General features: G+C 67.1%; 23 protein-coding genes. 1 reads left to right on the forward strand and 22 read right to left on the reverse strand.

Annotated elements, in window-relative coordinates:
- Positions 1-18 precede the first annotated feature (18 nt).
- The 21 genes from FHT32_RS16620 to hpaR form a co-directional block, all read right to left on the reverse strand.
- The gene (locus FHT32_RS16620) at positions 19-798 is read right to left on the reverse strand and encodes a sugar transferase (RefSeq protein ID WP_256099028.1); all 780 of its coding nucleotides are present in this window, start codon (positions 796-798) and stop codon (positions 19-21) included.
- A 267-nt stretch (positions 799-1,065) separates the two neighbouring features.
- Positions 1,066-3,327, reverse strand: coding sequence for a polysaccharide biosynthesis tyrosine autokinase (locus FHT32_RS16625; RefSeq protein ID WP_176665711.1), 2,262 nt, complete (start codon positions 3,325-3,327; stop codon positions 1,066-1,068).
- A complete protein-coding gene (locus FHT32_RS16630; protein WP_176665712.1) occupies positions 3,324-3,779 on the reverse strand; it encodes a low molecular weight protein-tyrosine-phosphatase in 456 nt (151 codons plus the stop codon). The genes FHT32_RS16625 and FHT32_RS16630 overlap by 4 nt, the downstream gene beginning before the upstream one ends.
- Positions 3,776-4,963, reverse strand: a complete 1,188-nt coding sequence (locus tag FHT32_RS16635) for a polysaccharide biosynthesis/export family protein (protein WP_176665713.1) — start codon at positions 4,961-4,963, stop codon at positions 3,776-3,778. The genes FHT32_RS16630 and FHT32_RS16635 overlap by 4 nt, the downstream gene beginning before the upstream one ends.
- A 948-nt stretch (positions 4,964-5,911) precedes the next feature.
- Positions 5,912-6,115, reverse strand: coding sequence for a hypothetical protein (locus tag FHT32_RS16640; RefSeq protein ID WP_176665714.1), 204 nt, complete (start codon positions 6,113-6,115; stop codon positions 5,912-5,914).
- A gap of 224 nt (positions 6,116-6,339) precedes the next feature.
- Complete coding sequence (locus FHT32_RS16645; protein ID WP_176665715.1) at positions 6,340-7,329, reverse strand: 2-dehydropantoate 2-reductase; 990 nt, start codon at positions 7,327-7,329, stop codon at positions 6,340-6,342.
- Between the two features lie 18 nt (positions 7,330-7,347).
- Positions 7,348-8,148: a class II aldolase/adducin family protein gene (locus FHT32_RS16650; RefSeq protein ID WP_176665716.1), complete on the reverse strand. Its 801-nt coding sequence runs from the start codon at positions 8,146-8,148 to the stop codon at positions 7,348-7,350.
- A 94-nt stretch (positions 8,149-8,242) separates the two neighbouring features.
- Positions 8,243-9,238, reverse strand: coding sequence for a Bug family tripartite tricarboxylate transporter substrate binding protein (locus FHT32_RS16655; RefSeq protein WP_176665717.1), 996 nt, complete (start codon positions 9,236-9,238; stop codon positions 8,243-8,245).
- A gap of 36 nt (positions 9,239-9,274) precedes the next feature.
- Positions 9,275-11,011, reverse strand: coding sequence for a dihydroxy-acid dehydratase (gene ilvD, locus FHT32_RS16660; protein ID WP_176665718.1), 1,737 nt, complete (start codon positions 11,009-11,011; stop codon positions 9,275-9,277).
- Positions 11,012-11,048: 37 nt separating this feature from the next.
- Positions 11,049-11,519, reverse strand: coding sequence for an ester cyclase (locus FHT32_RS16665; protein ID WP_176665719.1), 471 nt, complete (start codon positions 11,517-11,519; stop codon positions 11,049-11,051).
- A 45-nt stretch (positions 11,520-11,564) separates the two neighbouring features.
- Positions 11,565-12,386 (reverse strand): 4-hydroxy-2-oxoheptanedioate aldolase, encoded by an 822-nt coding sequence (hpaI, locus tag FHT32_RS16670; RefSeq protein WP_176665720.1) that lies wholly within the window; start codon positions 12,384-12,386, stop codon positions 11,565-11,567.
- A 12-nt stretch (positions 12,387-12,398) separates the two neighbouring features.
- The gene (hpaH, locus tag FHT32_RS16675; RefSeq protein WP_176665721.1) at positions 12,399-13,202 is read right to left on the reverse strand and encodes a 2-oxo-hept-4-ene-1,7-dioate hydratase; all 804 of its coding nucleotides are present in this window, start codon (positions 13,200-13,202) and stop codon (positions 12,399-12,401) included.
- A 23-nt stretch (positions 13,203-13,225) separates the two neighbouring features.
- Positions 13,226-13,633 (reverse strand): 5-carboxymethyl-2-hydroxymuconate Delta-isomerase, encoded by a 408-nt coding sequence (locus FHT32_RS16680; RefSeq protein WP_176665722.1) that lies wholly within the window; start codon positions 13,631-13,633, stop codon positions 13,226-13,228.
- Between the two features lie 16 nt (positions 13,634-13,649).
- The gene (locus tag FHT32_RS16685; RefSeq protein WP_176665723.1) at positions 13,650-14,477 is read right to left on the reverse strand and encodes an extradiol ring-cleavage dioxygenase; all 828 of its coding nucleotides are present in this window, start codon (positions 14,475-14,477) and stop codon (positions 13,650-13,652) included.
- The gene (locus tag FHT32_RS16690; RefSeq protein WP_126022439.1) at positions 14,474-14,809 is read right to left on the reverse strand and encodes an aromatic ring-opening dioxygenase subunit LigA; all 336 of its coding nucleotides are present in this window, start codon (positions 14,807-14,809) and stop codon (positions 14,474-14,476) included. Before FHT32_RS16690 ends, FHT32_RS16685 begins: the two co-directional genes overlap by 4 nt.
- Positions 14,810-14,812: 3 nt before the next feature.
- Positions 14,813-15,787 carry a tripartite tricarboxylate transporter substrate binding protein gene (locus FHT32_RS16695; protein ID WP_176665724.1) on the reverse strand — a complete coding sequence of 325 codons (975 nt, stop codon included), beginning with the start codon at positions 15,785-15,787 and terminating at the stop codon, positions 14,813-14,815.
- Positions 15,784-17,250: a 5-carboxymethyl-2-hydroxymuconate semialdehyde dehydrogenase gene (hpaE, locus tag FHT32_RS16700; protein WP_176665725.1), complete on the reverse strand. Its 1,467-nt coding sequence runs from the start codon at positions 17,248-17,250 to the stop codon at positions 15,784-15,786. Before hpaE ends, FHT32_RS16695 begins: the two co-directional genes overlap by 4 nt.
- A gap of 28 nt (positions 17,251-17,278) precedes the next feature.
- Positions 17,279-18,259, reverse strand: a complete 981-nt coding sequence (locus tag FHT32_RS16705; protein WP_176665726.1) for a tripartite tricarboxylate transporter substrate binding protein — start codon at positions 18,257-18,259, stop codon at positions 17,279-17,281.
- An 81-nt stretch (positions 18,260-18,340) separates the two neighbouring features.
- Positions 18,341-19,111 carry a fumarylacetoacetate hydrolase family protein gene (locus tag FHT32_RS16710; protein WP_176665727.1) on the reverse strand — a complete coding sequence of 257 codons (771 nt, stop codon included), beginning with the start codon at positions 19,109-19,111 and terminating at the stop codon, positions 18,341-18,343.
- Positions 19,108-19,746, reverse strand: a complete 639-nt coding sequence (locus FHT32_RS16715) for a fumarylacetoacetate hydrolase family protein (RefSeq protein ID WP_176665728.1) — start codon at positions 19,744-19,746, stop codon at positions 19,108-19,110. Before FHT32_RS16715 ends, FHT32_RS16710 begins: the two co-directional genes overlap by 4 nt.
- Positions 19,743-20,180, reverse strand: coding sequence for a homoprotocatechuate degradation operon regulator HpaR (gene hpaR, locus FHT32_RS16720; protein WP_176665729.1), 438 nt, complete (start codon positions 20,178-20,180; stop codon positions 19,743-19,745). The genes FHT32_RS16715 and hpaR overlap by 4 nt, the downstream gene beginning before the upstream one ends.
- Positions 20,181-20,279: 99 nt before the next feature.
- On the opposite strand from hpaR, the gene radA reads away from it, so the two are divergent.
- A complete protein-coding gene (gene radA / locus FHT32_RS16725) occupies positions 20,280-21,671 on the forward strand; it encodes a DNA repair protein RadA (protein ID WP_176665730.1) in 1,392 nt (463 codons plus the stop codon).
- A gap of 53 nt (positions 21,672-21,724) precedes the next feature.
- On the opposite strand, the gene FHT32_RS16730 is transcribed toward radA, so the two are convergent.
- Positions 21,725-22,180 (reverse strand): hypothetical protein, encoded by a 456-nt coding sequence (locus tag FHT32_RS16730; RefSeq protein WP_176665731.1) that lies wholly within the window; start codon positions 22,178-22,180, stop codon positions 21,725-21,727.
- Positions 22,181-22,254: the final 74 nt, after the last annotated feature.

Here is a 22,254-nt window from a genome sequence, read left to right on the forward strand (position 1 = left end):
ACCCGGGACCGGCGAAATTCATCGCGACCCGTGACCGGCTGCAACCACCCAGATGGTCCTGAAGAAGATGTCGACGTCCTTCCCGACGGAAAGCGTTTCGACATACCGCACGTCGAGCGCGACGCGTGCGTTGTAGGTCAGCTGGTTGCGCCCGCTGACCTGCCACAGGCCGGTGATTCCGGGGCGCACCGCGCAGTAATGCGACCAGCTGTGGCCGTAGAGCTCCTTCTGCTCGAGCATGCAGGGGCGGGGGCCGATCAGGCTCATGTCGCCCGTCAGCACGTTCCAGAATTGCGGCAATTCGTCGAGGCTGGTCTTGCGGATGAATTTGCCGAAACGGGTGATGCGCGGATCGTCGTCCAGCTTCTGGTATTCGTCCCACTGGCGGCGCGCCTCGGGATTGCTTTTCAGATGCTCTTCCAGCACCTGGGCCGAATTGGCAATCATCGAGCGGAATTTATAGAAGCGGAATACCCGCCCGTTCTTTCCGTATCGCGGCTGGTAATAGAGCACCGGTGCGCCCGAACTCGCGAAGACGCAAAGGCCGAGCAGCACGAAAAGCCAGCCGAAGGCGATGAAAAAGAAAAGCGCGGCGCTGATATCCACCGATCTTTTCGCGATCTTCAGCAGCGGGGAATGGTTGATTCCGGATTGCGAGCCGCCGCGGGCCATTCCACCGCTTGCCTCTGAGATTTCCCAGCCTTGCGGTACGAGCGATTCCTCGGGACGGAGATTGCCCATCGGGTTTTTCCATCCGGATTTGAAGCGCGACAAGATTTCCCGTCGAAATGCTTTCATTTTTGACGCACCTTTCCTCATGCGGGCAATTGCCCGCATATCCTCGGTTATGGCCCTGTATTTTTGGCCGACACTACCCGCACAAATGCCTCTTAGTGTCTGCAATGCAGAAACTATTGCGCGGCCAAATGACTCGTTGAAGGCAATACGAATGGACTAATCGTCATTTGTAATGCCTTTTCATGCCGAATACTATTTGAGTATTCAATCGATGCGCCAGGCTGAAACCCACCGCATGATTTTGAATTTAACTCCAATTCAGACGGTCTAAGTGGAATCCCCGTTGGTATTGTATGTGTATTGCAACTGTTTGTAAGCGCCATATTTGTATCCCCCGCTTCCAGCGTGGCGGCGGCTTAGATCAATAGCATTCAGAATTACGCCATTTACCGTTCTGCCGGCATGGGCGAGCCTTCTGACGGTTTCGTTCAATTCGCCAAGCTGGGTCTTCTCGGCCCGCGCCACGAGCAGCAGCGTGCTCGCCAGCGGGGCCACCGAGGCGGTGTCGGCCGCCACCAGGACCGGGGCCGTGTCGATGACCACGAGGTCGTACTGCGGCGAGAGCTTCTCCAGCACGTGCACGAAGGACTCGCTGGTCAGCAGCTCCGCCGGATTCGGCGGCAGCACGCCGGTGGTGATGACGTCCAGGTTCGGCAGCACGGCAGGGCGGATGGCCTGCTTGAAGTCCAGCGTGCCGGCGATCAGTTCCGATAGGCCCGAGGAGCGCTGGATCGAGAAGAACTGGCTGACCCGGCCCTTGCGCAGGTCGGCGTCGATCAGCAGCACGCGCTTTCCGGTGGCCGCGGTGATCGCCGCGAAATTGACCGAGATGAAGGTCTTGCCCACGCCGGGCGTCGCGCCCGAGATGAGCAGGCGGTTGTTGGTCGCCTCCAGCATTGCGAACTGCAGCGCCGTGCGCAGGCTGCGCAGGCTTTCCACCGCCGGGTCTTCCGGCTGCAGGTGCGCGAGCACGTGCTTGCCGGCCAGCTTGTTCTCGATGTTCCTGTCGATGGCGCGCTGCGCCGCGCTCAGCGGCACGCTGCTGTAGACGTTGAGGCCGGTGTGGCTCTCGATCTCGGCCGGGTTGCGGATGCCGCCGAAGAAGGAGCTGCGCGCGATCGCGGCGCCGAAGCCGGCGGCCAGCCCGAGGATCGCCGCCAGCACGATGATCAGCGGTTTCTTGGGCCACACCGGCTCTTCGGGAACGATGGCCTCGTCGAGCAGGCGGACGTTGCCCACCTTGCCTTCCTTGGCCAGCCGCATCTGCAGCGAGCTGTTGAGCAGCGACACGTACAGGTCGGTGTTCACCTTGATGTCGCGCTGCATGCGCACCGTGTTCTGCTGCAGCTCGGGCATCTTGCGGATGCGCGCGTCGACCGTGGCCAGCGCGCTCTTCCACGCGGCGACCTGCGCGTCCAGCGTCTGCACGTTGGGATGCTCGCTGGTGAAGCGCGAGGTGAGCTCGCGCCGCTTCTGTTCGGCCTCGAGCAGCTTGGACTGCAGGTCGACCGTCTGGGTCAGCGCGTTCTTCGCCTCGTCGTCGAGGCTGACGGTGCCGTTCTGGTTGCGGTAGCGGTTGTAGATGTCTTCCGACTGCTCCAGCTGCTTCTTGAACTGCGGCAGCGCGCCGTCGAGGAAGCCCAGCGTCTTCTCGGCCTCGGCCGCCTTGCGCTCCATGTTCTGCCGCACGTAGAGCCGGCCGATCTCGTTGAGCAGCTGCGTCAGCTTCTCGGGGTCGGGGTTCTTCCAGCTCACGTCGAGCACGCCCGACTGCTTGCCCTTTTCCACGACCTTGAGCGCGTCCTGCAGCGCCAGCAGCGTGAGTTGCGTGGAAGACCGCACGAGCACGAACTGCGCGCCTGGCTTGGCCTCGATGCTGGTGACCATCAGGCTCAGGTTGCCGTTGGCAACGCCCGGCACCTTCGCCTCCATCAGGGTGCCGACACGGCCCTTCATCGGCGTGTCGATGTCGGGGTTGCTCAGCTCGTACTGGCCGTCGGTGCCGAGGGTCAGCGTGAACTGCTTGTCCTCGAAGTCGGCGGGCACGTCGAACCTGGGCACGAGGATCTTCTCGGTGCCCGTCACGTAGCCGGAAAGCCCCATGAAGCCGGGCTCCGAAAGCTCCGTGGCGCGGCGCGCGAGCCAGCTGCCCACGAAGGGCGCGTAGCGCGGCCGCGCGCTGATGTAGAGCTTGGTGTTCTCCACCGCCTTGCCGAGGATGGCGCGCGAGCGCAGGATCTCGATCTCGCCCGCGGCCGGCGTCTTCACGCTCAGCAGCGAGGAGGCCGCGTCGCCCAGGAAGCTCCCGGCCGAATTGCCGCTGTCCTCCACCTGCACCGCGACGTTGCCCTCGTAGACCGGCTTTCCGAGAAATGCGTACGCCGTGCCCAGCAGCACGGCCACCGCGGCGATGGCCGCGACGAGCCAGCGGTTGTCAATCAGGATGTCCAGGTACTCGGCCAGGTTGATGCCATCGCCATCCTCTTCCATGGCTTGCAGCGGCAGCGCGGCTTGCTGGGTTGCGTTCATGTAGTTTGCTGCTCGGGTTTTGTGATTTTCAGAATGCGATCGATCCACGCCCGGGCGCCGGCATCGATCAGCGCCAGGGCGTGCTCGAACGCGGCCTCGTCTTTTCCGTACGGGTCGGGCACGTCGTGGCCGTCGAACTCGGCGATGCGGAACACCTTGCCGCGCACGAAGGGGTAGGTCGACTCCAGGTAGCGGCGCTGCTCGCGGTCCATCACCAGGATCAGGTCGGCCTGCCGGCACAGCAGCTGGCTCACCTGCTGCGCGACGTGGCCCGAGATGTCGATGCCGCGGTCTTGCATGAGCCTGCGCGCGGTGGCGTCCGCCGGCTTGCCTATGAGCGCGCCGGTGCCCGCGGAGAACACGCGCAGCTGCGGCAGCCCCGCGGCCAGCAGGCCTTCCGCCATCGGGCTTCGGCAGATGTTGCCGATGCAGACTGTCAGCACGGATCTCATCGGTGGTTCATGTAGACGCGATCGCCGATGTCGAGCACCTGCGCCGCGGGAAGGATCAGGCTGGCCACGCGGTTCCAGCTGGCCAGCGGCACCGAGTCGATGTAGACGACGTCGCGCGGCTGCAGCGGAAAGCGGTCGGCCAGTGCGAGCGCGGCGGGGTTCTTCGCGTTGAGGTGGAAGACGGCGGGCGTGTTCTTCGCGCCGGCGTCGCTCCCGCCGTTGTTGTTGCTGCTGTTGCGCACGACGTAGATCTGCCCCGTGTTCGCCGTGCCCAGGTTCGCGCTGCCGGACTCGCCCAGCGCCTCGTTGAGGCTGAGCCTGCCGTTGTGCATGGTCAGCGCCGAGGGCTTGAGCACCTCGCCCATCACGAACACCTTGCTCTCGTCGCGGTTGCGCACCTGCACCACGTCGCCGTTGTGCAGCGGGATGCGGCTGGCGCCGACGCCGATGTCCTGCAGCTTCGGCAGGTCGATGAGCGTGGTCCTGTCGCCGCGCGTGAGCGTGATGAACGAGCGGTCGCCTGCGGCCGTGATGCCGCCGGCGCGGTTGAGCGCCTCGGCCAGCGTCATCGGCACGTCGGTGAAGATCTGCAGCCCCGGCGAGTTCACCTCGCCTTCGACGAAGGCGCGGCGGCTTCTGAAGGACTGGATGCGCACCGTCACCTGCGGGTCCTTGATGTACTTCGCGATGCGCTTTGCGATCAGGTCGGAGGCCTCGATCTCGGTCAGGCCCTGCATCTGCACGCGCCCGATGTACGGAAAGCTGATCTGTCCCGAGGCGTCGACGATGAAGCCGGGCGCCACGCTGATGCCGGTGGGGTCGACCTGCTGGGAGATCACCGCGCCGGCGTGCGGCAGCAGCTCCGGGTGGTCGTAGACGACCACGCCCACCACGTCTCCCGGCCCGATGGTGTAGACCGGCGCCTCGCCGAACAGCGCCTTCACGTCCGGCGGAACGGCAGTGGGCCGGGCGTCGGCCATCGCGCGGATGAGGCTCGGCGAGATCGGCACCAGTCCGCCTTCGGCCGGCGCGCCGTCGGCCGAGAGCGCTGGCGCGGGACTCTGGTCGGGCTCGTAGGCCACCACCGAGCCGAAGCCCGGAGCGCAGCCCTGAAGCGCCAACGCACCGGCCAGGGCGGCAATCCACCCCGTCAGGTACAGGTAGCGGGTCAAATGGAACTCCATTGCGAACTTGGTTATTTCAAAAAAACTGCGATTGCCCATGCAAAGCCCGAGCCTGATTTGGCGTCGATTGCGCCGGTTAATTCTTTTTATTGATGGAGGCTTATTCCGGGCGGTCGACGATTTATCGGAAGGTCGGCGAGAGCGCGAATTGTCGCTGCCTTCGCAAGGCGACTTTTTGGTGGAGTAGACGCAAGTGACGTGTCTATTCGTGCCTCGACCACGCCGGCCGCAGGGTCATGTCCCGGCATGACCGGAACCGGTCTGTTTTCACTCGGGAAATGGGGCGTGGCTTGCCCGTTTTGCAGGCACTTTCGGCGGCCGGAAATTGCGACCTATTTATTACCCTGCGCAGCCGGGAGATTGTGGTTTTCGATCCACAAAGTCAGGTTGTATAGGGTTTTTGATATTGCGTTCGATTTTGTAAAGAAATGTGTCCCGGTAGGAGGCGGCTGACAAGCCGTGGGTCGGGAGCATCAATGTGCCTGCCGGAGGCAACAAATGGCTTCGGTTGGCAAAGACCGGCCGGAATGCCACCGGGGCAGGCGGACAGTACGTTTTTCTAATTAATCCGGCAATTGAGCGCCCCTTGGCGGGGCTGAAAGCACCAACTGCGTGCAATGGTGTTCCATGAGGCCGAGGAATGATTTCGGTCTAATTTGGCGGATATTTGGTGCGAATTTCGATTTGCCCGGCCCCAGGCAAAACTTTTGTATTGCCTGGCAATGCCATCAATTTTCGCCGTCGGAATATGTTTCATTTTTCGATCGTTGAAACCGGCGCCAAAGAGGGGAGGCGCCGGAAAAAATCAGAAAAAAGAATTCATGAACGGCAGTGCATTGCCGTTCCGGGCGAGAAATACAGGAGGAATATTGTGCCGAATCGCGGCGAATTGAATGCGAATGTTTCTGTGCCGCGACGCGAAACAGGGCCCGTTGTAGGCCCCGCGGTTTATTGCTCGCGGTCGTCGCCGGGGTGGCCGAGCTGGCTCTTGGCCGAGCGCACGCCCCGCACCACCAGATAGAGAGCGCCGCCGGCAACCACCACGAAGCCAGCCACCGCGAGGCCGCCCATGCCGAAGGCCCACCACCAGAACAGGCCGCTGATGGGCAGCAACACCAGCGCCACCAACAGCTCGATGAAGATCAAACGCATCCGTCTCCCCTTGTTCTCGGACATGCAGGCAGCCTTGTGGGTGTGTAATAAATCGCTACGTGCATTTTGAGTGGCGAGAGGATAGCCCAAGACGAAAAGCGGGGGTACAGGGTTTGCGGCCCCCCCGCAACCCCACCTCCCGGCTGTTCAGTCTGCGGGCCGAACCTGTGCGCGGCCTGACTGGTGCCGGCCGACTTCCCGGCGCCCGACGCCCGGCGGCTGGGTTAGTACAGCCCGAGCTGCCGCGTGCGCAGCCGCGCCAGGCCCAGCAGCGCGTCGGTGAACGGGGTGGCCACGGCGGTCAGCTCGCCCAGTTCGCGCACCACCGTCACCAGCGCGTCGAGTTCCACCGAGCGTCCGGCTTCCACGTCCTGCAGCATGGAAGTCTTGAAGGCGCCGAGCTTCTTCGTGATCTCGTGCCGGTCTTCCGGGCTCTGGGTGATCTCGATGCCGATGCGCCGGCCGATCTCCTTGGCCTCCAGCATCACCGCCGAGATGAAGCCGCGCACGTAGTCGTCGCCCATGATCAGGTCGGTGGTGCAGCCGGTGAGCGCACTGATCGGATTCACCGTCATGTTGCCCCACAGCTTGAACCACACGTCCTTCTGGATCTGCGGCGACAGCGTGGTGTCGATGCCGGTGCTCCTGAGCAGCGCCAGCAGCTTCTGCACGCGCGGCGTGGCCTCGCCCGAAGGCTCGCCGATGATCAGCCCGTTGCCGAAGTGGTGCCGCACCACGCCCGGCGCGTCCAGGGAGCAGCTCGCATGCACCACGCAGCCGACCACGTTGCGCGACGGAATGGCGCGCGCGATGGCGCCGTCGGGGTCCACCGCCGCGAGCCGGTGGCCGGTGATCGGGCCGCCGAAGCCGCCCTCCAGGAACCACCACGGCACGCCGTTCATCGCCACCAGCACGATGGTGTCGGCGCCGATGAGCGGTGCGATGCGCTCGGCCACGCCGGCCAGCGCGGGCGCCTTCACGGCAATGACCACCAGGTCCTGCACGCCGAGCGCCTCGGGGTCGGCCACCGCGTTGACGGGCACGCGCGTGCGCACATCTCCACCCGTGCTGCCGCGCATCAGCGACAGGCCGTCGCGCTGCAGTGCCTCGAGCGTGGCGCCGCGCGCCACCACATTCAGCCGTTCGCCCGCCTGGGCGAGACCGACGCCTATCCATCCGCCGATCGCGCCGGCGCCGTAGATGCAGATCTTCATGAGCTGGGCCGTTCCGTTTCAGTTGCGGTAGGAGGCATCGATGCGGTCCACCTGCCGCACCAGCGCGTTAAACACGTCCTGGCCCGCGCCGTGCTCGGGGCTGAACTGCAGCGCGTCGCGCGTGCAGCGCCGCGCGATCTCCTCGCTCACCGGAATCGCCTGGCCCATGGAGAAGGTCGCCATCTGGATTTCGCAGGCGCGCTGCAGCGTCCACAAAATCGCGAAGGTCTGCGGCAGCGTCTGCCCCCAGGCCAGCAGGCCGTGGTTGCGCAGGATCACCGCGTTGCGGTCGCCGATGCTCTTCAGGAGGCGCGGACCCTCGTCGGCATGGATCGTGATGCCCTCGAAGTCGTGGTACGCCACCATGCCGTGCAGCTGCGCCGTATAGAAATTGGTCTGCTGCAGGCCGCCCTGCAGGCAGGCCACGGCCACGCCGGCCGTGGTGTGCGTGTGCATCACGCAGTGCGCGCCCTCCAGCCCGTCGTGGATGGCCGCATGCACCGTGAAGCCGGCCGGGTTCACCGGGTACGACGAACCGTCGAGCACCTTGCCCTGCAGGTCGATCTTCACCAGGTTGCTGGCCGTGACCTCGCTGTAGTGCAGGCCGAAGGGGTTGATCAGGAACTGCTTCTCGCCGCCCGTCACGCTGTCGGGCAGCCGCACCGTGATGTGGTTGTAGATCATTTCCGTCCAGCCCAGCATCGCGAACACGCGATAGCAGGCCGCGAGCTGTTCGCGCGCGGCGCGCTCGTCCGGATGGATCGAGGGATGGACCAGCGCTGTCGTGGAAGACGACGCGGTGGTGGCGAGTGCGTTCATGGCAATTCCTTCTATCTGGATGGCTTGCCCACCGCGTCGGCCGGCGCCCTTCGCGGGGATCCGGCTACACGAAGCGGGCAAGAAACGGGGGGTCCTATCCTTCCGCTGTGAAGCCGACTTCCTTGACGATCGGCGCCCACTTGGCGGTGTCCTTCTTCAGCAGTTCCGTCAGCTCGGCCGGGGTGGAAGACATCGCCTCCAGTCCGAAGGTGCCGAGGCCGTCGATCACGTCCTTCTGCGCGAGCGCGTTCTTCATCGAGGCGTTCAGCTTCGCCACCAGCTCGGGCGAGGCCTTGGCCGGCAGGAAGAAGGCGAACCACTCGCTGTGCGCCATGTCCTTCAGGCCCTGTTCGCCGAAGGTGGGCACGTCCGGCGCGAAGCGGCTGCGCTTGGCGCCCGATACGCCCAGGATGCGCACCTTGCCCGTCGGCAGATGCTGCGTGATGTCGCCGATGGGGCCCGACACCGCCGAGATGTTGCCCCCCAGCAGGTCGAGCATGGCCGGCTGCGTGCCGCGGTAGGCCGCGTGCTTGAGTTCGACCTCGCCCTTCTTGCCCAGCAGCGCACCGATGAAGTGCGGCGTGGAGCCGGCGGCCGGCGAGCCGTAGTTGGCGCCGGCCGGGTTGGCCTTGGCCCAGGCCAGGAACTCGGGCACGGTCTTCACGCTGGCGGGCACGGCCGGGCCCACGGCAAAGCCGAAGTCGAAGATGCACGCCAGGCTGACCGGCGTGATGTCGACCATCGGGTCGTACGGCAGCTTCTTGTAGATGTGCGGGTAGATGGTGAGGATCGAGGTCGGCGTCTGCAGGATGGTGCTGCCGTCGGCCGGCTTGCTCTTCACGTAGCCCACGGCGATCTGGCCGCCCGCGCCGGTGCGGTTCTCCACCACCACGGTCTTCGCGTAGTCCCCGCCGAGCTTGGTCGCCAGGCGGCGGCAGGTGGTGTCGGAGGTGCCGCCGGCCGCGAAGCCGGTGACGATGGTGGCGGTCTCGATGTTCGTCGTCGCCTGCGCGAAGACGTTCTGGCCCAGGCTGGCCATCAAGGCGGATGCGCTGGTGGTCTGCAGGATCTGGCGGCGCGTGAAGCTCATGGTGTCTCTCTCCGGATGGTGGTTGTGGAGGGTCGATCAGGACTCGTCGCGCAGCCAGGTGACCGCGCCCGAGTGGGTCACGGCGCCCTGGTGGGCAGGGCGCACGGTGAGCGCGTATTTTTCCAGCAGGCCGCCGCGCGCGACCCCCGCGTTTACCTCACGTCCGGCAAGGCGCGACGCGATTTCCCCGGCCGTCAGGTCCACCGTGATCGAACGCGCTTCCGCCCGCGCGTCGATCGACACCATGTCGCCGTCGCGCAGCGCCGCGATCGGTCCGCCGTCCGCCGCCTCGGGGCCGGCGTAGCCGATGCACAGGCCGCGCGTCGCGCCCGAGAAGCGGCCGTCGGTCAAGAGCGCCACCTTGTCGCCCATGCCCTGGCCGTAGAGCAGGGCGGTGATGCCCAGCATCTCGCGCATGCCCGGGCTGCCCTTGGGGCCCTCGTTGCGGATCACGATCACGTCGCCCGCCTCGTAGCGGCGGTTCTGCACGGCGGCCTGGGCTTCTTCCTCGGACTCGAAGACGCGGGCCGGGCCGCGAAACACCAGGCCCTTGAGACCCGCCGTCTTCAGCAGCGCACCGTCGGGGCACAGGTTGCCCTTGAGCACCGCCAGCCCGCCGTCGCGCGTGATCGGGTTGCCCGCCTCGCGCACCACGCGGCCGTCGGGCGCCAGCGCGCCGGCCAGCTCCTCGGCCATGGTGCGGCCGGTGAAGGTGAGCGCGTCGCCGTGCAGGAAGCCCTGCTCCAGCAGCGTGCGCAGGATCACGCCCGCGCCGCCGATGTAGAACACGTCGCGCGCCAGGTACTTGCCGCCCGGGCGCAGGTCGGCAATGAGCGGGGTGCGGGCGAAGATTTCGGCCACGTCGTCGAGGTGGAACCTGATGCCCGCCTCGTGCGCGATGGCCGGCAGGTGCAGCGCCGCGTTGGTCGAGCCGCCGGTGGCCGAGACGATGGCGCAGGCGTTCTCCAGCGCCCTGCGCGTGACGATGTCGCGCGGCAGCGGCCCGTCGCCCATGACTGCCTTCATCAGCTGCTTCGCGGCTCGGCGCATCAGCGGCGCGCGTTCGCTGAACACGGCCGGCACCATGCTGGAGCCGATGGGCGCCAGGCCCAGCGCTTCCGACACCATGCCCATGGTGTTGGCCGTGAACTGCCCTGCGCAGGCGCCGGCCGTGGGCAGGCAGGCGCGGCTCATCGCGTCGAGCTCGTCGTGCGTGGCGGTGCCGGCCAGCACCTTGCCGATGGTCTCGTAGGTGTCGACCACGTTGAGGTCCTGCCCGTCCGGTCCCGGCATCTGGCCCGGCAGCGCCGAGCCGCCGTGCACGAACACGCTGGGCACGTTGCAGCGGAGCATGCCCATCATCAGCCCCGGCAGGTTCTTGTCGCAGGCGCCGATGGCGAAGATGCCGTCCCACTGGTGGCCGCGCGTGGAGGCTTCCACGCTGTCGGCGATGAGTTCGCGCGAGATCAGCGAGAAGCGCATGCCCGAGTGCGCCATCGTCAGCCCGTCGCTGATCGACACCACCGGGCACTCGTGCGGCGTGCCGCCGCCGGCGTAGATGCCGGTCTTGGCGTGCTGCGCCTGCTCGCGCAGGTTGAGGTTGCACGGGCTCATCTCGCCGCCCGTGTGGAACACGCCGACGTGCGGGCGCGCGATGTCCTCGTCGTCCTGGCCCAGCGCGTGCAGGAAGCTGCGCGTGGTCGCGCGGATCGTGCCCTCGCGGATGGTGGCGGAGCGGAAGCGCTTGGGCGTAGGGTCGGTTGGCGTGGTCATCGGACTGGCTGGGGTTGGCTGGCTTGATCTCGGGAAGTCAGAACATGCCGTTCTTGTTCGCGGCGGTCTCGGGCACGGGCTGCACCACGTCCCAGTGCTCGACGATCTTTCCGTTCTCCAGCTTGAAGATGTCGACGATGGCGCTGCCGCGCGTGCCCGGCTCGCGGATCGCGTTGACGTGCAGGATCACGTAGTCGCCGTCGACGAAGCTGCGCTTGATCTCGCTCCTGGAGTTCGGGAATTTCTCGCGCAGGAAGGCGATGAACTTGCGGAAGCCCTCGGGGCCGTCGGCCGCCGTGGGGTTGTGCTGCACGTAGCGGTTGCCCACGTACTGCAGCGCCGCGTCGGCGTCCTTCTGGTTCAGGCCCTTCTCGTAGAAGGCCAGCACCGCTCGGCGGTTGGCCTCCTGCTGGGCGCTGGCGTCCTGCCTGCCGGAGCCCATCGGCGCGCAGGCGGCAAGGAACAGGGTGGCTGCTGCGGCCAGGGCCGCCAGGGTCATGCGTTGCATCGAAGGTGCTCCGTTGGTGTGAAGTGAATCAATAGCCGTTGTGAATCAATAGCCGTTGGCCGAGGGCGTGCCCGGCGCCGCCTTGTACCTGGCCAGCAGCTGCTTCGCCGCCGCCGCCAGCACGATGGTGTCCACGCCCACCGCCACGAACAGCGCGCCGGCCGCGAGCCACTTGCGCGCCTGCTCTTCGGTGGTCGAGAGGATGCCCGGCGCCTTGCCGGCCTTGAGGATGCGCGCGATCGCATCGGCGATCACCGCCTGCACCTCCGGGTGGTTGGGCTGGCCCACGAAGCCCATCGAGGCCGACAGGTCGGCCGGGCCGATGAACACCCCGTCCACGCCCGGCGTGGCTGCGATGGCGTCGAGGTTCTTCATCGCCTCCACCGTCTCGGCCTGCACCAGAAGGCAGGTCTGCGCGTTGGCCTCGTGCAGGTAATTGGGGTAGGCCTGCCAGCGCGAGGCGCGGGCCAGCGCGCTGCCCATGCCGCGGATGCCCTCGGGCGGGTAGCGCATGCCCTGCACCAGGCGCGCGGCCTGCTCCGCGGTGTCGACCATGGGCACCAGCAGCGTCTGCGCGCCGATGTCGAGGTACTGCTTGATCAGCGTGGTGTCGCCCACCGGAATGCGCACGATCGGGTGCGAGCGGTCGGCCTCGGCCTGCGCCGACCATGCGCTGGAAATGCCCTGCAGCTGCGCGAGCACCGAGCGCACGTCGTTGGGCGCGTGCTCGCCGTCGACCAGCAGCCAGTCGTAGCCGGTGCCGGCCAGGATCTCGGCCGCGTAGCCGTCGGCCAGCCCGACCCACAGGCCGATCTGGGGCTTGCCGGCCGCGAGAGCCTGCTTGAAGGTGTTGATGGGTGTGTGCATGGTGTTGTTCGTTCAGACTAGACGAAAAGAGATGGAGCCCAGAGGTCCGTAGTCGGCGTGGAAAGTGTCGCCGGGCACGGCCGTGGTCGGCCGCGTGAACGAGCCGCCCAGCACCACCTCGCCGGCCTCCAGGCATTCGTCCCACGGCGCGAGCTTGTTCGCGAGCCAGGCCACGCCGTTTGCCGGATGGTTGAGCACGGCGGCGGCCACGCCCGACTCCTCGATCACGCCGTTCTTGAACAGCAGCGCGCTCACCCAGCGCAGATCGACCGCATCGGGCTTCACGGGACGCCCGCCCATCACGATGCCGGCGTTGGCCGCGTTGTCGGAGATGGTGTCGAACACCTTGCGCGGCGCCTTGGTGTGGCGGTCGAACTGCTCGATGCGCGCGTCGATGATCTCGATGGCGGGCACCACGTAGTCGGTGGCGGCCAGCACGTCGAACATCGTCACGTCCGGGCCCTGCAGCTTCCTGCCGAGGACGAATGCCAGCTCGACCTCGATGCGCGGCGCGATGAAGCGCTTGAACGGGATGTCGCCGCCCTGCTCGAAGAACATGTCGTCCAGCAGCGTGCCGTAGTCGGGCTCGTCGATCTGGCTGGACTGCTGCATCGCGCGCGAGGTCAGGCCGATCTTGTGGCCCTTGACGGTGCGGCCCTCGGCGATCTTGGTCTTCACCCACTCGCGCGAGATGGCGTAGCCGTCGTCGATGGTCATCTCGGGAAAGCGCTTGGAGAAGTGCTCGACCTGCACGCGCGACTTCTCGCTTTCGTGCAGCTCGGCGGCCAGTTGGGCGATGGTGGCTTGGGACAGCATTGGGGGCGCTCTCTTCTTGTCGTTCAGGTCTTGTTGAACAGTGGATGCAGGTTGCTGTGCTTGCGGTCGTACACCTGCCCCGGGCTCTCGTCGATCTGCAGCGTGATGCCGATGTGGCGCTTGTCGAAGATCGGTGCGAAGTGCGCACGCACGGCCGCCAGCAGGTCGTCGCCGGCATTCTTCTTCACCGCCTCGGAGCGGCCCGCAGCCATGCGCAGGTTGAGGTACACGAAGGCGTAGTCGGCCTTGCCGTCGGCCACTGCAAAGTGCGCTGCCGGGTAGGCCAGCACGCGCGTGCCGCCGGCGGGGTACACCGGCTTGCCGGCCTCGTCGCGCTGCTCCAGCATGGTGTCGGCCAGCGTGCGGCACAGGGCCTGCATGTCGGTCTCGGCCTCGATGTTCGGCGTGTAGAGGATCACCAGGTGGGGCATCGTCGCTTCCTTGCGTTCATTCGACCGACATCGTCGCGGCCGTGCAGGTCACCGCGAAGATCGGGATGGCCTTCATGTGGAAGATCTCGCCCTTGCCGCGCGCGGCGGCCGCCACGCTGATGAAGGTGCGGATCTCGAAGCCGCCCTGGCCCGCCTCGCGGTAGGTGGCCTCGTCGCTGTAGTCGTGCTGCGAAAGCAGCGCCTCGTGGTCGTTGGCGCACCAGCGGCGCATGAATTCGGCGTCCCATACGGCGTTGACCTTGCCCGAGTCGGGCGTGGCCGGCCAGTGCGAGATGCCGCCCGTGCCTACCAGCGCAATGCGCTCGGGCACCTTGTCGCAGGCGCGGCGCAATGCCTCGCCGAAGGCCCATGCGCGGTGCAGCGGCGTGAGCGGCGGACCCTGGCAGTTGATGTTCACGGGAATGATCTTGGTGTCGAACTTCGGCGTGAGGAAGTTCAGCGGCACCATGATGCCGTGATCGAACTTCCACTCTTCCGCGTAGGCCACGTCCACCGTCTGCATCACCTCGCGGATCAGCCGCTGCGAGAGCGCGGCGTCGCCGGGGATGCGGTGCTTCTCGATGCCCAGCCACTTCGGGTCTTCGATCGGGCCCTCGTAGCTGTCAGCCATGCCGATCGCGTAGGCCGGCATGTTGTTCATGAAGAAGTTCGCGAAGTGCTCGGCGGCGATCACGATCACCGCGTCGGGCTTCGTCGCGCGCATCGCCTCGCCGAAGCGATGGAACTGCGCGTGGAATTCGTCCTTCACCGCCGGGTCGGCAAGATGCGCGCGGCCGGTGATACCAGGGGCGTGACTGCACACGCCTGCAAAAACCAGACTCATACGCCCGCCACTTTCTCGTCGGTTCCCGTTGTCATGGCATAGATCCCCGCGCGCACCGGGCCGTACTTTCGCACCCCTTCGCGCATGGCCTCGAGGTAGTCGGCCCACGGAATGCCCAGCAGCGGCGCGAAGTGCATCAGCAGCTGGCCGTTGCAGCCGAGCACGTAGAGCTTGCCGATGTCGCCGGTGTCGATGGCCTCGCGCTCCTCTTCGGTGAAGTCGTAGGCGCCCAGCAGCGCCGCGCGCGCCTCGCCGCCTTCGGCATAGCGGCGCTGCACCTCCGGCTCGCGGTTGAGCGCGAAGAGGAATTTCTGCATCGCATAGAGGCTCATGGTTCAGCCCTCGATCTGGATGTTGGCCTTGCGGATCACCTCGGCGTACTTCGCGATCTCGCTCTGGATGAAGGCCGCGAAGCGCTCGGGCGTGCCCGACAGCGACGCGATGCCGCCCTTCTGGAAGGCATCGGTCACGGCAGGGCCCGCGAGCGCGCGGTTCACCTCGGCGTTCATGCGCTGCACGACGGCGTCGGGCGTGCCGGCGGGCGCCAGCAGGCCGTTCCAGGAATTGGACTCGATGGCCACGCCCTGTTCGGCCAGTGTGGGTATGGCCGGCGCGTACTGCGAGCGCTGCGCGGTCGCCATGCCCAGCGCCACCAGCTTGCCGCTCTGGATGTGGCCGCGGAACTCGGGCCAGTTGCCGAACATCATCGTCACCTGGCCGCCGAGCAGGTCGGTGAGCGCCGGCCCCTGGCCCTTGTAGGGCACGTGCACGATGTCCAGGCCCATCTGCAGCCTGAGCATCTCGCCCGAGAGATGGGCCGAGGTGCCGTTGCCGAAGGAAGCGAAGCTCAGCGTGCCGGGCTTCGCCTTGGCGGCGTTGCGCAGGTCGGCCAGCGTCTTCAGGCCGCTGCCCGGATGCGTGGCCAGCACGTGCTCCGACATGCCCATGAGCGCCACCGGGCGCAGGTCTTTCTGCGTGTCGTAGGGCAGCTTGCGGATCAGCGTCTGGTTGGCCGTGAAGCTGTTGGCCACGCAGACGAAGGTGTAGCCGTCGGGCGCGGCCTTGGCGGCGGCGTCGACGCCGATCACCGTGCCCGCGCCGGGCTTGTTGTCGACGATCACCGACTGGCCCAGCGTCTTCGACAGCTCCGTGCCGACGAGGCGCGCGACGAAGTCGGTGGTGCCGCCGGGGGTGAAGGGCACGATCACGCGGATCGGCCTGGCGGGCCATGTGCCCTGCGCGCGTGCGAGCGAGGGCAGGGCCGCCAATGCGGCCGCGCCCTGCAGCAGCGTGCGGCGTCGGGTGTTCACGCCACGCCCCAGTGCGGAATGTGATGCGAGCCCAGCGACACCGCCACGTTCTTCGGCTCGCAGAACACCTCGTAGCTCCAGGTGCCGCCTTCGCGGCCGGTGCCCGAGGCCTTGGTGCCGCCGAAGGGCTGGCGCAGATCGCGCACGTTCTGGCTGTTGACGAAGCACATGCCGGCTTCCACGGCGGCGGCCACGCGATGAGCCTTGCCGATGTTCTCGGTCCACACGTAGCTGGAGAGGCCGTATTGGATGTCGTTGGCTAGCTCGATGGCGTGCGCCTCGTCCTTGAACGGAATGAGGCAGGCGACCGGTCCGAAGATCTCGTCCTGCGCGATCTTCATGCGGTTGTCCACGTCGGCGAACACCGTGGGCGCCACGTAGTTGCCCTTCTTCACGCGGTCGGGCAGGTTCGATGGCGCTTCCAGCCCGCCGCAAAGCAGCGTCGCACCTTCCTTCGGCCCCAGCTCGATGTAGCTGCGCACCTTGGCCAGGTGGGCCTGCGAGATCATCGGGCCGACGATGGTCTTCTCGTCCAGCGGGTCGCCCACCGTGATGCGCTTCGCACGCTCGGCGAACCTGGCTGCGAAGTCGGCGTAGATCGACTGCTGCACGAGGATGCGCGAGCCGGCTGTGCAGCGCTCGCCGTTGTTGCTGAAGATCATGAATACGGCCGCATCGAGCGCGCGGTCGAGGTCGGCGTCCTCGAAGATCACGAAGGGGCTCTTGCCGCCGAGTTCCATGCTGAACTTCTTCAGGCCCGCGCTCTTCACGATGCGGTTGCCGGTGGCCGTGGAGCCGGTGAACGAGATGGCGCGCACGTCGGGGTGGCTCACCAGCGGCTCTCCGGCTTCCTTGCCGTAGCCGTGCACCAGGTTCAGTACGCCCGGCGGAATGCCGGCTTCCAGCGCCAGTTCACCGAGTCGCGCGGCCGTCAGCGGCGAGAGCTCGCTCATCTTCAGCACCGCGGTGTTGCCGAAGGCCAGGCAGGGTGCGACCTTCCAGGTGGCCGTCATGAAGGGCACGTTCCACGGGCTGATGAGCGCGCACACGCCCACCGGATGGAACAGCGTGTAGTTCAGGTGCGTGGGCGTGGGGTAGGTGTGGCCGTCCACGCGCGTGCACATCTCTGCGAAGTAGTAGAAGTTGTCGGCCGCGCGCGGCACCAGCTGCTTGCCGGTCTGCGCGATGACCTGGCCGCAGTCGTTGGTCTCGGTCTGCGCGATCTCGGGCACGTTCTTCGCGATCAGATCGCCGAGCTTGCGGATCAGCTTCGCGCGCTCGGGCGCGGGCATGCCGGCCCACTTGGGAAATGCTTCCTTGGCGGCGGCCACAGCGGCGTTGACTTCGGCTTCGCCGCCCGAGGCGACTTCGGCCAGAACTTCCTGCGTTGCGGGGTTGACGGTCTCGAAGTAGTCCGAGCCCTTGACGGACTTGCCGCCGATGAGATGGTCGATCTGTTGCATGGAAAAGGTCCAAAAGGGTCCGGATCTGTCAGTCCAGTTTGATGTCGCGCGCCTTGATGAGGGCGTGCCACTTCCTGCGCTCCGAATCGGCGTAGCGCGTCATTTCGGTGGCGTCGGCGGGGCGTGCCTCCCAGCCGGCGTCGTAGAGCTTCTGCTTCACGCCGGCGTCGGCCATGGCTTTCTGCAGTTCGCTGCCCAGCTTCGCCTGCACTTCCCTGGGCGTGGCCGCGGGCGTCACGAGGCCCTGCCATGTGTAGGCCTCGACATTGGCGAAGCCGAGCTCCTTGGCCGTGGGCACGTTGGGCAGCTGCGGCACGCGCTCGCCCGACATGGCCAGCAGCGGGATCACCTTGCCGGCCTTGATGGCGCTCACGCCGCTGGGCAGGTCGAGCATCATTAGCGCGACCTGGCCGCCCATCAGGTCCTGCAGCGCCGGGGCGCCGCCCTTGTAGGGCACGTGCAGCATCGACACGCCGGCCTCCCGCTGGAACAGTTCGTAGGCGAGATGGTGCGGGCTGCCGGTGCCCGGCGTCGCGATGCTGTACTTGCCGGGCGAGGCCTTGAGTGCGGCCAGCAGCGCCTTCGCATCGGCGATGCCCGCGTTGGGCGCGGCGGTGATGATGAGCGGCGAGCGGCCCATCAAGCCGACGAGCGCGAAGTCTTTCTCCGCGTCGTAGGGCAGCTTCTTGTAAAGCGCGGGGTTGTAGACCAGCACGCCGTTGTCGGCGGAGAACACGGTGTAGCCGTCGCCGGGCGAGCGCGCCACGTTCTCCGACGCGATGATCGCGCCCGCGCCGGGACGGTTGTCCACCAGCACCGGCTGGCCCATCTGCTGCGAGACCTGCGCGCCCACGGTGCGCGCGAGGAAGTCGGTGCCGCCGCCGGCCGGGTAGCCGACCACCCAGCGCACGGGCTTGGCGGGGTAGGCGGTCTGTGCAATGGCCGTGGCCGAGACGGCCAGCGCCAGAGCGGCCGCGGTGAACTGGAGGAGCTTTCTGCCGGTGATCATGTCGTGTTGTCTCCGCTGATCGGGTTATGGATGTGGCAATGAAAGAAGCGTCGCCGTAGCAGGTCTGCGACGCGCGCAGGGTCAGGCAGCGGCGATGGTGTTGACCAGCGCGCCTACGCCCTCGATCTCGGTGACGATCACGTCGCCCGGCTTGCAGTCGACCACGCCGTCGGGCGTGCCGGTGAGGATCAGGTCGCCCGGCGAGAGCGTCATGAAGCGGCTGAAGTACTCGATGAGGAAGGGCGCGTCGAAGATCATGTCGCGCGTGTTGCCTTGCTGCGTGACGGTGCCGTTGACGGTGGTGCGCAGTGCGAGCGCCATCGGGTCGGGCACATCGGCCGCATCGACGAACCACGGGCCCAGCGGCGTACAGGTGTCGCGGTTCTTCACGCGCAGGTTGGGGCGGTACCAGTTCTCCAGGTAGTCGCGGATGGCGTAGTCGTTGGCCACCGTGTAGCCGCCGATGAAATCGTAGGCGTCCTCGCGCTTCACGTTCCTCGCTGTCCTGCCGACCACGATGGCGAGCTCGCATTCGTAGTGCATGAACTGCACGCCGGCCGGGCGGTGCGTTTGCTGGCGATGGCCGATGAGCGTGCTCTGGCCCTTGACGAACACGAGCGGCTCCTCGGGCGCCTTGAACTCGAGCTCCTTGGCGTGGTCGGCGTAGTTCAGGCCCAGCGCGAGGATGGTGCGCGGGCGCGCGGTGGGCGCGAGCGGCGGCAGCCACACCAGCTGCTCCTGCGGCACGACGCGGCCGTCGTCCAGCCGCACCGCTGCGTCGGGGCGGCCGTCGAGTTCATGGCTGGTGCCGGTGTGCTCGCGGCCTTCGAAGATGACGCGAGCGTGCTTCATGCCGTTGCTTCCTTCACCAGCGTGTTGCTCAGGGTCTCGAACCCCGGCGCGGAGATGTCGATGCGGTCGCCCGCACGTGCCAGCGGGCTGTCGGGGCCGCAGCCGAGCATCAGCACATCGCCGTGCGCGAGCGTCATGAATTCGCCGACGTCGGCGAGCAGCTGCTGCGCCGGGCGCACGAGCTGCGAGAAGTCGAGCGACTGCTTCGGCTCGCCGTTGATGCGAACCTCCACGCGGAAACCGGCGGGGTCGGCCACCTCTTGCGCGTCGCGCAGCACGGCGCCGATGCCGAGGAAGCCATCGACGCACTTGAACTTGACCGGCGGCCGGAAGAAGCTCGCATGCGGGATCGACAGGTCGTTCATCAGCACGAAGCCTTCGACGTCGCCCTCGGCGCCGATCACCATGCCGATGCTTGCGCCGACTTCGACCTCCGGCACGCCGGCCGGCACCGTGATGGCGCTGCCGTGCGGGCTCCATGTGTTGGCCGTCTTCACGTAGAGAACGGGCGCCTTCGGCGGTGCCTTGTAGGGCGGCTGCGTCATCTGCGGCGCGAGCGCCTCCACCTCCGCGCGGAAGTTGAGCAGGGTGCCGTACACCGTGCCCGTGGGCAGGAAATGGGGAGTGCTGCTCATGGCGAGGGTTGCTCCAGTGCGATGAGTTCGTCGAGCAGCCCGTAGAGCTGCGCGAGCTTGGCCTTGCCGAGGGACTCTTCCATCCACTCGTAGTGCGCCTCGATGCTGGTTCCCAGCCGCTTCACCAGCTTCATGCCGTGCGGCGTGGCCTCGACCACGGTGCGGCGCTGGTCGGCCGGATCGCGCGCGCGGGTGATGAGGTTGTCGCGCTCCATGCGCGCGAGCACGCCGGTGAGGCTGGGCCCGAGGATGAAGGCCTCGCGCGCCACGCGGCCGGTGTCGACCGCGCCGTGCTCGCCCAGCACGCGCAGCACGCGCCACTGCTGGTCGGACAGCGCGTGCTCCCGCAGGCTGGGCCGCGTGTGGGCCATCACGGCCTCGCGTGCCTGCAGCAGCAGGCGCGGCAGGTTGCGATGAGTGAATGTGGTGCTCAAGGCTTGTCTCTTCCGAAATTATTTAAGATGTTAAATAATTGGCCGTTTCTTTTCAAGAAGCCGCGGGTCAGGGTTTGTACGGACACCTAAACTCGCCGCATGGCCAAGGACAAAACAACTTTCGTCTGCAGCGAATGCGGCGGCACCAGCCCGAAGTGGCTGGGCAAATGCCCCAACTGCGGCGCATGGAACACGCTCGTCGAGCAGGTCGCGGGCGCGGGCAGCGGGCCCGCCAACAACCGCTTCGGCACCCAGTTCGCATCGCTCGCGGGCGCATCGGAGCTCGCGACCCTGTCGGAGATCGAGGCGACCGACGTCGCGCGCACGCCCACCGGCATCGACGAGCTCGACCGCGTGCTGGGCGGCGGCATCGTCTCGGGCGGCGTCACGCTGATCGGCGGCGACCCGGGCATCGGCAAGTCGACGCTGCTGCTGCAGGCGGTCGACGCGCTGCAGCACGCCGGGCAGAACGCGCTCTACGTCACCGGCGAGGAAAGCGGCTCGCAGGTGGCGCTGCGCTCCAGGCGGCTGGGCCTCGATCACTCGCAGGTGCAGGTGCTGGCGGAGATCCAGTTGGAGAAGATCATCGCCACGCTCGACGCCACGCGCCCGGCCATCGCGGTGATCGACTCGATCCAGACCGTGTATTCCGACCAGCTCACCTCGGCGCCCGGCTCCGTCGCGCAGGTGCGCGAGTGCGCGGCGCACCTCACGCGCTTCGCCAAGACCAGCGGCACGGCCGTGGTGCTGGTGGGCCACGTCACGAAGGAGGGCGCGCTCGCCGGCCCGCGCGTGCTGGAGCACATGGTCGACACGGTGCTGTACTTCGAGGGCGACACGCATTCGAGCTTCCGCCTCGTGCGCGCCATCAAGAACCGCTTCGGCGCGGTCAACGAGATCGGCGTGTTCGCGATGACCGAGCGCGGCCTGAAGGGCGTGACCAACCCGAGCGCGATCTTTCTCAGCCAGCATGCCGAGCCGGTGCCGGGCAGCGTGGTGCTCGTCACGCTGGAAGGCACGCGGCCGATGCTGGTGGAGATCCAGGCGCTGGTCGACAACGGCGGGCCCAGCCCGCGCCGCCTCTCGGTGGGCCTGGACCGCGACCGCCTCGCGATGCTGCTGGCGGTGCTGCACCGCCATGCCGGCGTGGCGTGCATGGACCAGGACGTGTTCGTCAACGCGGTGGGCGGCGTGCGCATCAGCGAGCCCGCGGCCGACCTGGCCGTGATGCTGGCCATCACCTCCAGCCTGCGCGGCAAGCCCATGCCCAAGGGCTTCATCGCATTCGGCGAAGTGGGCCTGGCCGGCGAGGTGCGCCCCGCGCCGCGCGGGCAGGAGCGCCTGCGCGAGGCCGCCAAGCTGGGCTTCAGCGTGGCGGTGGTGCCGAAGGCGAACGCGCCCAAGAAGGGCGCGAAGGAAATCGAAGGGCTGACGATCCACGCGGTGGACCGCATCGAGGAGGCGATGGACGTCGTCCGCCGCCTCGACTGAAACCGGGAAAAAAATGACCCGGCGCGCGCGATGACGCGCCGGGCCTACCCTCCCTATCCCCCTATGTGCATCGTGAACGCCGGTCCGCTGTTGAGCACGCACTGGCCGCTGCCCAGCGTGGCCGAGTTCATCGAATACTGGCAACTCAGGTTGCCGCCGCGGCTGCCGGTGGCGTTCGCCACACCGTTGGCACGCGAGCCGGCGACCCGGGTTGCCTCTCCCTGAAACTGCTCGCCGCCGATCTGCGCGTTGAAGTGGCCGCGGCCGTTCATGTCGTTGGTCACCGTGCCGGCGACGACGCCGTAGCGCGAGGCTTCGGCATTCGACGGGTACAACCGCGCGTTGAAGGTCTGTGCGACGGGGCCCGGTGCGACGGCGTAGGCCTGCGAAGGCGGCGCTGCCGGAGCGGGTTGCCCGAGCGGCACGACGTAGCAGCCGCTGAGCGCGGCGGCCGTGAGCGTCGCGGCGAGGGTGAGACGAACGAATGTGACGGAGCGCGGAATGGTCATACGCTTTTCGGTGGCCCGGGCAGATGCCCGTGCGGCGAAATGTGCCAGCCGATGCGCCCGCGCCAGGTGCTTTT

Source organism: Variovorax sp. SG517 (assembly GCF_013376045.1).
Taxonomy (GTDB): domain Bacteria; phylum Pseudomonadota; class Gammaproteobacteria; order Burkholderiales; family Burkholderiaceae_C; genus Variovorax.